Annotated in this window: 14 protein-coding genes; 10 read left to right on the top strand and 4 right to left on the bottom strand. The window is 57.1% G+C overall.

Annotated elements, in window-relative coordinates:
- The first annotated feature begins 139 nt into the window (after positions 1-139).
- The 7 genes from puuC to DFO52_RS00260 all read left to right on the top strand — a co-directional run bounded on the left by puuC (position 140) and on the right by DFO52_RS00260 (position 8,281).
- The gene (gene puuC / locus DFO52_RS00290) at positions 140-1,633 is read left to right on the top strand and encodes an aldehyde dehydrogenase PuuC (RefSeq protein ID WP_133548721.1); all 1,494 of its coding nucleotides are present in this window, start codon (positions 140-142) and stop codon (positions 1,631-1,633) included.
- Positions 1,630-2,910 (top strand): FAD-binding oxidoreductase, encoded by a 1,281-nt coding sequence (locus DFO52_RS00285; protein WP_047647922.1) that lies wholly within the window; start codon positions 1,630-1,632, stop codon positions 2,908-2,910. Before puuC ends, DFO52_RS00285 begins: the two co-directional genes overlap by 4 nt.
- 24 nt (positions 2,911-2,934) lie before the next feature.
- The gene (gene puuE, locus DFO52_RS00280) at positions 2,935-4,206 is read left to right on the top strand and encodes a 4-aminobutyrate transaminase (RefSeq protein WP_047647923.1); all 1,272 of its coding nucleotides are present in this window, start codon (positions 2,935-2,937) and stop codon (positions 4,204-4,206) included.
- A 150-nt stretch (positions 4,207-4,356) separates the two neighbouring features.
- A complete protein-coding gene (locus tag DFO52_RS00275; RefSeq protein ID WP_133548719.1) occupies positions 4,357-5,844 on the top strand; it encodes a carboxypeptidase M32 in 1,488 nt (495 codons plus the stop codon).
- 171 nt (positions 5,845-6,015) lie between these two features.
- A complete protein-coding gene (locus DFO52_RS00270) occupies positions 6,016-6,540 on the top strand; it encodes a thioredoxin fold domain-containing protein (protein WP_243737928.1) in 525 nt (174 codons plus the stop codon).
- A gap of 174 nt (positions 6,541-6,714) precedes the next feature.
- Positions 6,715-7,179: an acid resistance repetitive basic protein Asr gene (asr, locus tag DFO52_RS00265; protein ID WP_032657610.1), complete on the top strand. Its 465-nt coding sequence runs from the start codon at positions 6,715-6,717 to the stop codon at positions 7,177-7,179.
- Between the two features lie 280 nt (positions 7,180-7,459).
- The gene (locus DFO52_RS00260; protein WP_047647926.1) at positions 7,460-8,281 is read left to right on the top strand and encodes a serine protease; all 822 of its coding nucleotides are present in this window, start codon (positions 7,460-7,462) and stop codon (positions 8,279-8,281) included.
- Between the two features lie 38 nt (positions 8,282-8,319).
- Here the strand turns inward: DFO52_RS00260 and mdtI are convergent, their stop codons facing one another.
- Entirely contained in the window at positions 8,320-8,649 is a 330-nt protein-coding gene (gene mdtI / locus DFO52_RS00255) for a multidrug/spermidine efflux SMR transporter subunit MdtI (protein ID WP_024909144.1), read from the bottom strand.
- A complete protein-coding gene (mdtJ, locus tag DFO52_RS00250; RefSeq protein ID WP_029739354.1) occupies positions 8,636-8,998 on the bottom strand; it encodes a multidrug/spermidine efflux SMR transporter subunit MdtJ in 363 nt (120 codons plus the stop codon). Before mdtJ ends, mdtI begins: the two co-directional genes overlap by 14 nt.
- A gap of 422 nt (positions 8,999-9,420) precedes the next feature.
- On the opposite strand from mdtJ, the gene DFO52_RS00245 reads away from it, so the two are divergent.
- Positions 9,421-10,455, top strand: a complete 1,035-nt coding sequence (locus tag DFO52_RS00245; RefSeq protein WP_047647927.1) for an AI-2E family transporter — start codon at positions 9,421-9,423, stop codon at positions 10,453-10,455.
- Between the two features lie 3 nt (positions 10,456-10,458).
- Here the strand turns inward: DFO52_RS00245 and DFO52_RS00240 are convergent, their stop codons facing one another.
- Together DFO52_RS00240 and DFO52_RS00235 are read right to left on the bottom strand one after the other, a co-directional pair.
- Positions 10,459-11,406, bottom strand: a complete 948-nt coding sequence (locus DFO52_RS00240) for a zinc-dependent alcohol dehydrogenase family protein (protein WP_133548715.1) — start codon at positions 11,404-11,406, stop codon at positions 10,459-10,461.
- A gap of 28 nt (positions 11,407-11,434) precedes the next feature.
- A complete protein-coding gene (locus DFO52_RS00235; RefSeq protein WP_133548713.1) occupies positions 11,435-12,460 on the bottom strand; it encodes an LLM class flavin-dependent oxidoreductase in 1,026 nt (341 codons plus the stop codon).
- A gap of 195 nt (positions 12,461-12,655) precedes the next feature.
- Here DFO52_RS00235 and DFO52_RS00230 point away from each other — a divergent pair, with 195 nt between their 5' ends.
- Positions 12,656-13,549 (top strand): PhzF family phenazine biosynthesis protein, encoded by an 894-nt coding sequence (locus DFO52_RS00230; protein ID WP_133548711.1) that lies wholly within the window; start codon positions 12,656-12,658, stop codon positions 13,547-13,549.
- A 77-nt stretch (positions 13,550-13,626) separates the two neighbouring features.
- Positions 13,627-13,974 (top strand): HNH nuclease YajD, encoded by a 348-nt coding sequence (gene yajD, locus DFO52_RS00225; RefSeq protein WP_003857471.1) that lies wholly within the window; start codon positions 13,627-13,629, stop codon positions 13,972-13,974.
- The last annotated feature ends 4 nt before the right edge of the window (positions 13,975-13,978 follow it).

Raw genomic sequence — 13,978 nt, 5'->3', positions numbered from 1 at the left:
GTAAGCGCGCTTACGCCGGGACAAATAAAAACGATCAATGTCGGCATTCAACGGGTTAATTCCCGGGATGCCTCACGGCTTCGTATTGCCTGAAACGGCCATGCCTTTATTTATCTGATTGCGAAAGAAAGGAGTGAATATGCATTTTAAGCACCTGACTTACTGGCAGGATAAAGCAAAAAACAGCGCCATTGAGACCCGGCTATTTATTAACGGTGCCTATTGTGATGCCGCCGATAACGCCACGTTTGAAACCGTCAATCCCGCTACCCGGCAGGCGCTGGCGAACGTGGCCCAGGGCAAGCAGGCGGACGTGGACCGTGCGGTTCAGGCCGCGCGTGAGGTATTTGAGCGCGGTGACTGGTCGCAGGCGTCTCCGACGCAGCGCAAGGCCGTGCTACATAAGCTCGCCGATTTGATGGAACGCCACGTCGAAGAGCTGGCCTTACTGGAAACGCTGGACACCGGTAAACCCATCCGCCACAGCCTGCGTGACGATATACCCGGCGCGGCGCGCGCCATTCGCTGGTACGCCGAAGCGGCGGATAAAGTCTACGGCGAAGTGGCGCCTACGGGGCCGGGCGAGCTGGCGATGATCGTGCGCGAACCGATCGGGGTTGTCGCGGCCATCGTCCCCTGGAACTTCCCGCTGCTGCTGGCCTGCTGGAAGCTGGGCCCGGCGCTGATCGCGGGCAATAGCGTAGTATTGAAACCGTCAGAGAAATCGCCGCTCACAGCCCTGCGGCTAGCCGGGCTGGCGAAAGAGGCGGGCCTGCCGGACGGCGTGCTGAATGTGATAAGCGGTTACGGCCACGAAGCGGGCCAGGCGCTGGCGCTGCATCCGGAGGTCGAGGTGCTGACGTTTACCGGCTCTACCCGTACCGGCAAGCAGCTGTTGAAGGACGCGGGTGAAAGCAACATGAAGCGGGTCTGGCTGGAGGCTGGCGGCAAGAGCGCCAACATTATCTTTGCCGACTGTCCGGACCTGGACAAGGCCGTGAGCGCGACCGCCGCCGGGATTTTTTATAACCAGGGGCAAGTCTGTATCGCCGGTACCCGCCTGCTGCTCGAAGACAGCATCGCCGATGACTTCCTGGCAAAGCTGAAAGCGCAGGCCCGTCACTGGCAGCCGGGCGATCCGCTCGATCCCGACAGCACGATGGGAATGCTCATCGACGCTGCGCACGCCGATACCGTCCACACGTTTATTCGCGAGGGAACCCGAAAAGGCACGCTGCTGCTGGACGGGCGGGAACAATCATGGCCTTCCGCAGTCGGTCCAACCATTTTTGTCGACATCGACCCCGCCTCCCCGCTGTGCCGGGAAGAGATTTTCGGGCCGGTGCTGGTCGTCACCCGTTTTAAAACCGAAGAGGAAGCCTTAACGCTGGCCAACGACAGTGAATATGGGCTTGGCGCGGCGGTATGGACCCGCGATCTCTCCCGCGCGCACCGCATGAGCCGCCGCCTGAAATCAGGCTCGGTCTTCGTCAATAACTATAACGACGGTGATATGACCGTACCCTTTGGCGGCTATAAGCAGAGCGGCAACGGTCGCGATAAATCCCTGCACGCGCTGGAAAAATTTACCGAACTGAAAACCATCTGGATTGCCCTGGAGCCTCAATCATGACCGAACATACCACCAGCTACTACGCGGCCAGCGCGAACGCTTACGAACCTTTCCCGACGCTTAACGAGTCGATCAGCTGCGACGTGTGCGTGGTGGGCGGCGGCTACACCGGCCTCTCCTCCGCGCTGCATCTCGCCGAAATGGGCTACGACGTGGTGCTCCTTGAAGGGGCGCGCATCGGCTTCGGCGCCAGCGGACGCAACGGCGGCCAGCTGGTTAACTCCTACAGCCGCGATATCGACGTGATTGAGAAAAACTACGGACCCGACGCCGCCAGAGTCCTCGGGAGCATGATGTTTGAAGGCGGAGAGATCATCCGGGAGCGTATCCAGCGCTATCAGATCCAGTGTGACTATCGTCCCGGCGGGCTGTTTGTGGCGTTAAACCATAAGCAAATGGAGACGCTGGAGGAGCAAAAAGCCAACTGGGAACGCTACGGCAACACGCAGCTCGAGCTGCTGGACGCCAGCGCCATCCGCCGGGAAGTCGACAGCGAGCGCTATACCGGCGCGCTGCTGGACCGCAGCGGGGGGCACATTCATCCGCTGAACCTGGCGATCGGCGAAGCGGACGCCATTCGCCTGAACGGCGGGCGGGTGTATGAACAGTCCCCAGTGACCGCCATTCAGCACACCAGCCCGGCCGTGGTGAGTACGCAGCATGGCCAGGTGACGGCCCGCTACGTGATCGTCGCCGGGAATGCCTATCTGGGCGATAAGATAGAGCCGGAACTGGCAAAACGCAGCATGCCCTGCGGCACCCAGGTGGTGACCACCGCCCCGCTGCCGGAGGAGGTCGTCCGCACGCTGATCCCCAATAACTACTGCGTGGAAGATTGCAACTACCTGCTGGATTACTATCGCCTCACCGCCGACAACCGCCTGCTCTACGGCGGTGGCGTAGTCTATGGCGCGCGCGATCCGGACGATGTCGAGCGCCTGGTGATGCCAAAGCTGCTGCAAACCTTCCCCCAGCTGGCAGGCGTCAAAATCGACTACCGCTGGACGGGCAACTTCCTGCTGACCCTGTCGCGTATGCCGCAGTTTGGTCGTCTGGATAAAAACATCTATTACATGCAGGGCTACAGCGGCCACGGCGTGACCTGCACCCACCTGGCCGGACGGCTGATCTCTGAACTGTTGCGCGGTGACGCTGAGCGCTTTGATGCGTTTGCCAAACTCCCGCACTACCCCTTCCCGGGCGGTCGCAGCCTGCGGATCCCATTCACGGCGATGGGCGCGGCGTATTACAGCCTGCGCGATCGTCTTGGCGTATGATCGTTCGACAAAAGGGTATCTGACATGAGTAACCAGGAATTTCATCAGCGCAGACTTTCTGCCACCCCGCGCGGCGTAGGCGTAATGTGTGATTTCTTTGCCCGCACGGCGGAGAATGCCACGCTTACCGACGTGGAAGGCAACGGCTATATTGATTTCGCCGCCGGGATCGCGGTACTGAATACCGGCCATCGTCACCCTGAACTGGTGGCCGCAGTGGAAAAACAGCTTCACCAGTTCACCCATACGGCCTATCAGATTGTGCCGTATGAAAGCTACGTTTCATTAGCCGAAAAGCTTAACGAGCTGGCCCCGGTGCAGAGCCCGGCCAAGACGGCGTTCTTCACAACGGGCGCGGAAGCGGTAGAAAATGCGATTAAAATCGCCCGGGCCCACACCGGCAGACCGGGTGTGATTGCCTTCGGGGGAGGCTTTCACGGCCGAACCTATATGACCATGGCGTTAACCGGCAAGGTCGCGCCCTATAAGCTGGGATTTGGCCCTTTCCCAGGGTCGGTTTATCACGTGCCGTATCCCTCCGAGCTGCACGGCATCACGACGCAGGATGCCATCACGGCGATTGAGCGCCTGTTCAAAGCGGATATTGAGGCGAAACAGGTGGCGGCGATTATTTTTGAACCCATTCAGGGTGAAGGCGGATTCAACGTCGCCCCGGCAGAGCTGGTGGCCGCCATCCGCCGTATCTGCGATGAGCACGGGATCGTGATGATTGCCGACGAAGTGCAGAGCGGCTTCGCCCGTACGGGTAAACTGTTTGCCATGGAACACTACGCGGACAAGCCCGACCTGATGACGATGGCTAAAAGCCTGGCAGGCGGAATGCCGCTGTCCGGCGTGGTGGGCCGCGCCGGGATCATGGACGCGCCGGCGCCCGGCGGTCTGGGGGGAACCTATGCAGGCAACCCGCTTGCGGTGGCCGCCGCGCACGCGGTGCTGAATATTATCGACAGCGAGTCACTGTGCGCGCGCGCCCGTCATCTGGGCGATCGACTGACAGCCACGCTGGAGGAGATTCAGGGCAGCTTTCCTGCGCTCGTGGCGATTAGGGGAAGAGGATCGATGATTGCGGCGGAGTTTTTTGATCCCGAGAGCCGTGAACCTTCGGCCGCCATCGCGCAGGCGATCCAGCAAAAGGCGCTCGCCCAGGGCCTGCTGCTGCTGATCTGCGGCCAGTACGGAAACGTGATCCGCTTCCTTTACCCGCTGACCATTCCGGATGCCCAGTTCAACCAGGCGCTGGCGATCCTGCAACAGGTTATGCGTGATAAGGACTAAGTGCCCACCGAAAACCGTCTGCCGGAATGCCGGCGACGGTTTCAACGGAGGAGATCGGTATAGATTTCCTCCGTGTGGGAAATGTTGGGGAATTTGGTCTGTTTCATTGTATGCTCCCTGAAACACATCCCTGGCAAGAGGAAATAAGAATTGCAAAAAACATCAGCCTATCAGTCACTTGTCAAAACCTTCCAGCGTCTCTCCCGCTTCTCGCACCTCTCCTCCATCGCCAGCTGGGACATGTTCACCATGATGCCGCCAGGCGGCAGCGCCGCGCGCGGCGAGGCGCTGGCGGAGATGAGCGTCCTGCAACACCAGATCCTGACAGATAAAAAAGTCGGCGACCTGTTAGCGGCGGCGGCAGATGAAGATCTGAATGACGTCGAACAGGCCAACCTGCGCGAAATGACGCGCCACTATCAGCAGGCGACCCTGCTGCCGGAATCGCTGGTGGAAGCGAAATCCCTGGCAGGCAGCAAGTGTGAACACGCCTGGCGCACGCAGCGCCCCGCCAACGACTGGCAGGGTTTCTCCGCTAACCTGAAAGAGGTGGTCAAACTCAGCCGCGAAGAGGCTCGCCTGCGGGCTGAAGCCAAAGGCTGTACGCCGTACGACGCGCTGCTGGATATTTTTGAGCCCGACATGACCAGTGCGCGTCTGGACGTTCTGTTCGGCGATATGAAGTCCTGGCTACCGGACCTGCTGGCAAACGTGGTTGAAAAACAGGCTCAGCGGTCGTTTATTCCCCCGCAGGGCCCTTTCCCGACGGCAACCCAGCGTGAGCTGGGCCTGGAAGCCATGAAGATGCTTGGCTTCGATTTTAACGGCGGCCGCCTGGACGTGAGCGCGCACCCGTTCTGCGGCGGCGTCCCGGAAGACGTGCGCATCACCACGCGCTATGACGAAGATGAGCTGCTCAGCGCGCTGTTTGGCGTGATCCACGAAACCGGACACGCCCGCTACGAACAAAACCTGCCGCGCGCGTGGGCAGGACAGCCGATTGCCCTGGCGCGCTCAACCGCGATCCATGAGTCACAGAGCCTGTTCTTTGAAATGCAGCTGGGACGCAGTGAAGCTTTCCTCAGGCATCTCCTCCCCGCGGTGCACGCCCGTTTTGGCAGCCAGGCGGCGTTTAGCGAAGAGAACTTTATTGCCTGGAACCAGCGCGTGAAGCCTGGCTATATCCGCGTCGATGCGGACGAAGTGAGCTATCCGGCACACGTGGTGCTGCGCTATGAGATTGAGCGCGCGCTGATCAACGGCGAGATAGAGGTAGACGATATTCCCGCCCTGTGGGATGAGAAAATGCAGGCCTGGCTCGGATTATCCACCAAAGACAACTACCGCAACGGCTGTATGCAGGATATCCACTGGACCGACGGCGGTTTTGGTTACTTCCCGTCATACACGCTTGGCGCCATGTACGCCGCGCAGCTGTTCCATGCCGCCAGAACCGCACTGCCGGGTCTGCAGACCTCCATCGCCGAAGGTGATTTTTCCGCACTCTTTGAGTGGCTGCGTCAGAACATCTGGCAGCACGGCAGCCGCTTCAGCACGTCGCAATTAATCACCCAGGCGACGGGCGAAGATCTGAATATCCGTTACTTCCGCGAACATCTGACCTCCCGTTATCTTTAATCCCTCTGCCGGAGCCTGCTCCGGCACTCTTCTCACCCTTTTCAATAAGAATATGATTTAGCACATGTTGTCATGATTGCGTCGGGTGTATGAATGCGTGTCCTTCCGACACAATTAGACTGCCATCAGGTCAGGATTAAAAAAATAAAGGGATGAATGATGAAAGGCATAATGAAAACGATGTTAGCCATTCTGTGTGCGACCAGTTTAAGTACTTTCGCAGCCACGGATAATACCCCGCAAGACGCGTTCAACGATATTACCCGCTCTCTTGCAGACCTCCAGCCCATCGCGTTTCAGGCTCCTGCTGAAAAATATAAGCTGCTGGTGTTTATTGATAATCAGTGCATTTACTGCAGCAACGTAGTGAAAAACGTTAAGCAATATACGGATGCCGGTTTGACAATGTCGTTTCTGACCGTTGCGCCCAACGCCATTCGCGACTCGGTAATTGAAGATATGGGACGCGTCTGGTGTTCAACCGATAAGGTCAAAAGCCTGCAACAAGCGATGGCGGGATTTTTACCGGATAACGACACCACCACAGCCTGCTCCGATCTGATCGCGCGGCAATCTGCCCTGGCAGAACGTTTGGGCATTAGCATCACCCCGGTAATGGTGGTGATCGAGCCTGAATCACGGTCGATTATAGGCAGTCAGTCTCCGGCGGCTATTCTGGCCACACTGAACAAATAACAGAGGCCCGTACGAGCAGCGGCGTTTGGCCTGTTCGTACACTTTTCTCCCCGCTGTACATTCCGTTACACGCCGATACCAATCACTCACGGAAACCTCGAATTTACAGGGATATAGTTATTTCAACGGCCCCGCAGTGGGGTTAAATGAAAAACCAAATTCGAGGGTATGAGAATGAATAAAGTATTAGCTCTGGTTGTTGCCGCTGCTATGGGTCTGTCTTCTGCTGCATTTGCTGCTGACACTACCGCAACTGCTGCACCGGCTGCCGCGCCTGCTGCAACCACCACCGCTGCGCCAGCAAAAGCGGTTCACCATAAGAAACATCACAAAGCTGCAGCGAAAAAAGAAGCCGCTGCACCAGCAACCGCAGCACCAACCGAGCAGAAAGCTCAGGCTGCCAAAAAGCACCACAAAAAAGCCGCTAAACCAGCTGTAGAGCAGAAAGCGCAGGCTGCTAAAAAGCATCACAAAAAAGCAACCAAACCAGCTGTAGAACAGAAAGCGCAGGCTGCTAAAAAGCACCACAAAAAAGCAACCAAACCAGCTGTAGAACAGAAAGCGCAGGCTGCTAAAAAGCATCACAAAAAAGCAGTAAAACACGAAGCTGCTAAACCAGCTGCACAGCCAGCTGCGTAAGAGTACAAGCTTAACCGTGCCCTTCGGGGCACGTTGGTAAACCGGCGCTGAACCGGAACAGGTTCCGCGCCGTTTTTTTATTTCCGGAGGGCGTATGCTGCGACGCTATCGGTTCGAGCTGATTCTGATCCTGCTTATTTTATGCGCGCTCATCGCCAGCCATTTTTATCTTTCCTGATTGTAGCACGCTGATTTTACTCCCACTTTAGCGCTGTCCCGTCTATAGTATTTTCATAGGGTTCACTTTTAATAATCATAATTACCCCCACCAGAGTGTGATATGCGTAAATCTGTTGTGTTGTTACTGGGAACGTTTGGTCTTTTTTCTGGATTCTCACATGCGGATGATGGCGGTGATGACACCATTAGCGCGAAAGAGCTAAAGACGCTTTTTTTCGGTCATGACGATCGTACGCGCGTCGCCGATCCCACCCAGGCGCCCTGGGATGCTATAGGCCAACTGGAAACCGCCAGCGGTAACTTATGTACTGCGACGCTGATCACCCCACAGCTTGCCCTGACGGCAGGCCACTGCCTGTTAACGCCGCCAAACGGCAAGCCGGATAAAGCGGTTGCCTTGCGGTTTGTGTCGCAAAAAGGGACCTGGCGCTATGAAATCCACGGCATTGAGGGGCGGGTTGATCCGTCTCTCGGCAAACGCCTGAAGCCGGATGGCGACGGCTGGATAGTGCCACCGGCAGCCGCCTCGTGGGATTTTGGCCTGATCATTTTACGCTACCCGCCTTCGGGTATTACGCCGCTGCCGTTATTTGACGGCGACAAGGCCGCCCTCACCGCAGCGCTGAAAGCCGCCGACCGAAAGGTGACGCAGTCAGGCTATCCTGTCGATCATCTGGATACGCTTTATACGCACACCGACTGTATTGTGACGGGCTGGGCGCAAACCAGCGTACTTTCGCATCAGTGCGATACGTTGCCGGGTGACAGTGGTTCACCGCTGATGCTGAAAACCGACAAGGGCTGGCAGTTGATTGGTGTCCAAAGCTCTGCCCCGGCGGCAAAAGACCGGTGGCGCGCCGACAACCGCGCCTTGTCCGTTACCGGTTTCCGCGACCAGCTGGAAGCGCTGGCTACACAGTAAGCCAGCGCGGAGGCCTGAAACTAAGGATCGCAACGTTATCAGGCGAGTTTTATCATGATCATGCCGGCAAGCAGCAAGATGAGCCCCATCCAGCCCTTGTTGTTTAAGCGCTGGCCGAAGAGTACCCAGCCTGCGGCCAGCGTGGCGGCGATACCAAAACCGCCCCACAGCGCATAGGCCACCGACAGATCGATCCCTTTTACCGCCTGGGACAGGGCGCTGAACGCCCCCAGAACCGCGGCAATCGACATCAAGCCGTACAGTTTACGGCGAAAACCATCCGAGAATTTCAGCAGAACGTTCGCCAGGATTTCCAGCACGATGGCGAGCCCCAGCCAGGCCGCATGAACCCACTCAAACTGTTGCATGGTTCTGCTCCTTCTGCTGTTTGCCAGGTTTACGGGTACCCGATTTAATCAGCACAATACCCGCTACCAGCGTCGTTAGTCCGGCGACCTTCATTGTTGTTAATGTTTCGTCAAATATCAGCACGCTGAACAGCGTAATCAACAAAATACCGATCCCTTCCCACAGTGCATACGCGACGCCCAGCGCAATTTTTTTCACCGCAAACGAGAGAAAAATATAGGAAAGCGAAATCATCACCAGCATCAAAATAAAACCAGTGTTGCCATCGCTGACGCTTGCCCATTTCATAGACAGCGTGCCGGTAATTTCAGCGATGATAGCCAGCGCTAATAGGATCCAGTAAAACATGTTTTTCTCCTGCTTGAGAATATAATCCATCGTGGCCCGCTGCGTGCAGCAAACCCAAAAAATACGAATTGAAATCAGACAGCTAAGCGCGTTGCGCCAGCTCAGGCAGAAGAAATGACTATAGTGCGGTGCGCCAGTGTTGCTCACCAGAAAGCAGGCAGAAAGAAGTGGAGTATACAGCGGTATTGTTTGAAGAGTACGTCCTGAACATATTGTCCATAAAATTACAATTATCCGCGTTGTTGCTTCTCGTCTTTGCGGATGAAAATTGTCCTCGGTAGTTAAACACACCAAATTTGTACCATAAGCCAGGATTTTACTCAAAGTCTTTGCAATTCTTTACCCATCCCGTTTGATTTTGGTTAGTTTATTGCAATGCCTTTCACCTTTATTATAAATATAAAGAAAATTTCGGAGTCACCATGGCTAAACCCATTATTACCCTGAACGGGTTAAAAATTGTCATCATGCTGGGCATGCTGGTGATCATACTGACAGGCGTTCGTTTTGCCGCCGACATTATTGTGCCCTTTATTCTGGCCCTGTTTGTTGCGGTGATCCTTAACCCGCTGGTACAGCGCATGACGCGGCTACGCATCCCGCGCGTGCTGGCAATCACGCTGCTTATCAGCATCATCATTGTGGCGATGGTCTTGCTGGTGGCGTATCTGGGGACCTCGCTCAATGAGCTGGCGCGAACGCTGCCCAAGTACCGCTCTTCGCTGGCGATACCGCTGCTCCAGCTGGAACCCTGGCTGCAGCGCGCGGGTATAGAAGTCTCGGTTGAGGAGCTCCTGAAATATATCGACCCCAACGCGGCCATGACGATCGTCACCAGCCTGCTGGCGCAGCTTTCCAATGCCATGACCTCCATTTTCCTGCTGTTTTTAACGGTGGTGTTCATGCTGCTGGAAGTGCCGCAGCTGCCGGCAAAGCTGCAGCAGATGATGGTCCGTCCGGCTGAAGGCATGGGGGCGATTCAACGCGCGCTGGACAGCGTCTCCCGCTATCTGGTGCTGAAAACGGCGATTAGCCTGGTCACGGGCGGTGTCGTCTGGGCGATGCTTCTGGCGCTGGACGTTCGCTTTGCGTTTGTCTGGGGGTTACTGGCGTTTGCGCTTAACTATATTCCCAACATCGGCTCCGTGCTGGCGGCGATCCCCCCTATCCTTCAGGTGCTGGTTTTCAGCGGGCTTTATGACGCGCTGATCCTGCTGGCCGGCTATCTGGTCATTAATCTGGTGTTCGGTAACATTCTTGAGCCACGCATGATGGGACGAGGGCTGGGACTCTCCACGCTGGTGGTCTTTTTGTCCCTGATTTTCTGGGGCTGGCTGCTCGGACCCGTTGGGATGCTGCTCTCCGTCCCGCTGACCATTATCGTCAAGATTGGTCTGGAACAGACGGCGGGCGGACAAACCATCGCCGTGCTGCTGAGCGATATGAGCCATAAATAGCGGTCAGTCCGCCATCGACAGGAGGGGCTTGCGGGTCCTTCCCCCTTCGCGATACGTACCGATCGCCCTCCGCCATTCCGCCAGCGGATACACCGTGACGTCGCTGTATCCGCTGGCGGGCAAATTAAGCCAGATGCGGTCAAACTCGGTGCGCCACGCCTCAGCGCTGAGCGCATCCAGACCGTTTCGGATATGGAACCACGCCACGCGCGGCGCTGGCCGTTGCTGTCTGAACGTTTGCCCGGAGAGCAGCCCGTAGCAGACAAATATGCCCTGCTCGGGCATCGCGCTGAGGATCGCTTCCGCAAGCGGCCCGGCGGTGGCATCGTAGACGACGTCGGTACGCGCGGCGACGGTGCCAATCCGCTGGGCGTCATGCTGCGCGACGGGAATGATCCCCATCGCCTCCAGCCGTTCAGCGTGAACGGCGGAACGGTGAATTCCGTACACCGCCTCCGCCCCCGCCTGACGCGCCCACTGCCCCAGCAGAATGGCGCAATCCGACCCGGCAGCCGTCAGCAGCACCCGCTTTCCTTCAGGCGGATAGCGGGTAAGCATCATTTGCGCCGCCAGCGGGTTAATATAGGCCCGCGCGGCCAGATGTGCGTCAACAGCGTCCGGAACGGGGATAGCATACTCTGCCGGGCAATCAACATAGCGCTGCCAGGTGCCTTGACCGCGCAGCGGCAGGACGCGTTTACCCAGCAGATGCGCAAACGACGCGGGCGCGTCGGTGACAATGCCGACACCTTCATACCCCGCGACCGCCGGTAGCGGAGTTCGGTGGCGGTAGGCGCCGGTGATGGGAATGAGATCGGACGAGTTCACCGGAGAAAACAGCATTCGCACGCGAAGATGACCCGGCGCAAGCGCCCCCAGCGGCGCGGTTTCAGGTTGCAGAACGGTTTCTGGCTCACCAAAACGGCGATACCAGAGGGCCAGATTTTCCATTACGATCTCACGGCTGATAGCGGAACGACTACTCGCGCCAGCCCATTGCCGGTGCGACGTGTTTGAGAATAGACTCAATCACGTGCGCATTGTAATCCACACCGAGCTGGTTCGGCACGGTCAGTAATAACGTATCGGCTTCGGCAATCGCGTCGTCCTTTTTCAGCTGTTCGATCAGCTTGTCCGGCTCCGCCGCATAGCTGCGTCCGAAGATGGCGCGCGTTTTCTCATCAAGGTAGCCCACGCTATCGCTGTCGTTGCGGCTGGCACCGAAATACATCCGGTCGCGGTCGTCCATCAGCGCAAAAATGCTGCGGCTGACCGACACCCGCGGCTCGCGCGTGTGCCCTGCCTCTTTCCAGGCCTGACGGTACGCGCGGATCTGTTTTGCCTGCTGAATATGGAACGGCTCACCGGTTTCATCGTCCTTCAGGGTTGAGCTTTGCAGGTTCATTCCCAGCTTTGCGGCCCATACGGCCGTCGCATTTGAACCGGCGCCCCACCAGATACGCTCGCGCAGCCCTTCAGAATACGGCTCCAGGCGCAGCAGCCCCGGCGGATTCGGGAACATAGGCTGTGGATTGGGTTTTGCAAACCCTTCACCGCGCAGCACCTCAAGCAGCACCTCGGTATGACGGCGCGCCATATCCGATTCGTCTTCCCCTTCCTGCGGGACATAGCCGAAATGACGCCAGCCATCAATGACCTGCTCCGGCGAGCCGCGGCTGATGCCAAGCTGCAAACGACCGCCGGAAATGAGATCCGCCGCGCCCGCATCCTCGGCCATGTACATCGGATTTTCATAGCGCATGTCAATCACGCCGGTCCCGATTTCGATGGTTTTCGTTTTTGCGCCTATTGCCGCCAGCAGAGGGAACGGCGAGCTAAGCTGTCGGGCAAAGTGGTGCACGCGGAAATACGCGCCGTCTGCCCCCAGCTCTTCAGCCGCCACGGCTAAATCGATGGACTGCAGCAGCGTGTCTGCCGCCGAGCGCGTGCCGGACTGCGGAGAAGGCGTCCAGTGACCAAAGGATAAAAACCCGATCTTTTTCATAACGATGTGTCCTGAGAATGCTTTGCGTTGTACCTACTTTACGCATTACCGGGTGAGAATAAACGGCGTTTATTTAACGGAATGATTCAAATAAATTGATTGAATTTTTTTCAGGTCCGTCAGGTAAAAAACGGCTGGTTATCGGTTTGATTTAACGTTACTACTCTATGTCAGGATTTTTACACCGGACAGAAAATGAAGAGACGCTATGTTGTTGCGGATGTTTTCACTGACACCCCGTTTCAGGGTAACCCTGTCGCCGTCGTACTCGATGCGGAGGGTATGAGCAAAGCACAAATGCAGCAGGTCGCCGTTGAATTTGGCTACAGCGAAACCACGTTCGTTCTGCCGCCAGACAATCCCTCCAGTACGGCCCGCGTGCGAATTTTTACGCCCTCGCGCGAGATCCCCTTCGCCGGGCACCCGAATGTTGGAACTGCTTACGTGCTGGCCCATCACGCCGCGATGAATCATCAGCCCCTGCCTGAAACGCTGCACTTCGAGGAAATAGCCGGTCTGGTGCCAGTACGTCTGCTGCGTGACAACGATACCGTGACTGGCGCAGAACTCCTGGTGCCTGAGGCACTCTCCTGCCGCTCTGAAGTTAGCCCGGAAAGCGTGGCTGCCTGCTTATCCCTGAACGCAGAAGATATCCGTACCGAGGTACATATGCCTGTTGTCGCGTCGGTAGGTCTGCCCTTCCTGATAGCCGAGCTGGCTTCTCGCGAGGCGCTTCGTCGGTGCGTGCCGAATTTACAGGGTTTTCGCGCAACGTTACCGCTGGATGGCGCGGTTTCCCTCTATGCCTATACCCTGGATACGGACTCCGATGAACCTCACGATGTACAGGCCCGCATGTTTACTCCCCGCATGACAGAAGATCCGGCAACAGGCAGCGCGACCGCCGCTACAACGGCGCTGCTGGCGTTGCACCGCAATAAAACGACGCTTAACCTTAACGTCAGTCAGGGCGTTGATATGGGACGAGCAAGCGTGCTGTTCGCGGGATACGATGCCTCGTCAGGAAAGGCGGTGGTTCGCGTAGGGGGAAAATGTGTGATTACGCTTGAAGGCGCATTTTCACTCTAACGGTGCAATGGCGTTTACCTTTACGGCACCCGATGGGCTATATTGGCACACTATTTTTATCACAGGTAAAACCGGCAATGGCTTTGATCCCTAAAAACTACGCGCGGCTGGAAAGCGGCTATCGCGAGAAAGCATTAAAAATCTATCCCTGGGTCTGCGGACGCTGCTCGCGGGAGTTCGTCTATTCCAATCTGCGTGAATTGACGGTTCACCATATCGATCACGACCATACCAACAACCCGGAAGATGGCAGCAACTGGGAGCTGTTGTGCCTGTTTTGCCACGACCACGAGCATTCGAAATACACCGAAGCGGATCAGTACGGCACCACCGTGGTGGCCGGGGAAGACGCGCAAAAAGACGTAGGCGTCGCCACGTTTAACCCGTTTGCCGATTTAAAAGCGATGATGGATAAGAAGAAATAATCCC

Origin of the sequence: Enterobacter sp. AG326 (assembly GCF_004362415.1) — a bacterium.
GTDB lineage: Bacteria > Pseudomonadota > Gammaproteobacteria > Enterobacterales > Enterobacteriaceae > Enterobacter > Enterobacter asburiae.
The sequence above is the reverse complement of the archived record's forward strand: the minus strand, read 5'-3'. Positions and strand labels throughout refer to the sequence as shown.

Coding starts and splice junctions, on each gene's coding strand:
- puuC (WP_133548721.1), top strand. CDS start 140: ATGCATTTTAAGCACCTGACTTACTGGCAGGATAAAGCAAAAAACAGC.
- DFO52_RS00285 (WP_047647922.1), top strand. CDS start 1,630: ATGACCGAACATACCACCAGCTACTACGCGGCCAGCGCGAACGCTTAC.
- puuE (WP_047647923.1), top strand. CDS start 2,935: ATGAGTAACCAGGAATTTCATCAGCGCAGACTTTCTGCCACCCCGCGC.
- DFO52_RS00270 (WP_243737928.1), top strand. CDS start 6,016: ATGAAAACGATGTTAGCCATTCTGTGTGCGACCAGTTTAAGTACTTTC.
- asr (WP_032657610.1), top strand. CDS start 6,715: ATGAATAAAGTATTAGCTCTGGTTGTTGCCGCTGCTATGGGTCTGTCT.
- DFO52_RS00260 (WP_047647926.1), top strand. CDS start 7,460: ATGCGTAAATCTGTTGTGTTGTTACTGGGAACGTTTGGTCTTTTTTCT.
- mdtI (WP_024909144.1), bottom strand. CDS start 8,649: ATGCAACAGTTTGAGTGGGTTCATGCGGCCTGGCTGGGGCTCGCCATC.
- mdtJ (WP_029739354.1), bottom strand. CDS start 8,998: ATGTTTTACTGGATCCTATTAGCGCTGGCTATCATCGCTGAAATTACC.
- DFO52_RS00245 (WP_047647927.1), top strand. CDS start 9,421: ATGGCTAAACCCATTATTACCCTGAACGGGTTAAAAATTGTCATCATG.
- DFO52_RS00240 (WP_133548715.1), bottom strand. CDS start 11,406: ATGGAAAATCTGGCCCTCTGGTATCGCCGTTTTGGTGAGCCAGAAACC.
- DFO52_RS00235 (WP_133548713.1), bottom strand. CDS start 12,460: ATGAAAAAGATCGGGTTTTTATCCTTTGGTCACTGGACGCCTTCTCCG.
- DFO52_RS00230 (WP_133548711.1), top strand. CDS start 12,656: ATGAAGAGACGCTATGTTGTTGCGGATGTTTTCACTGACACCCCGTTT.
- yajD (WP_003857471.1), top strand. CDS start 13,627: ATGGCTTTGATCCCTAAAAACTACGCGCGGCTGGAAAGCGGCTATCGC.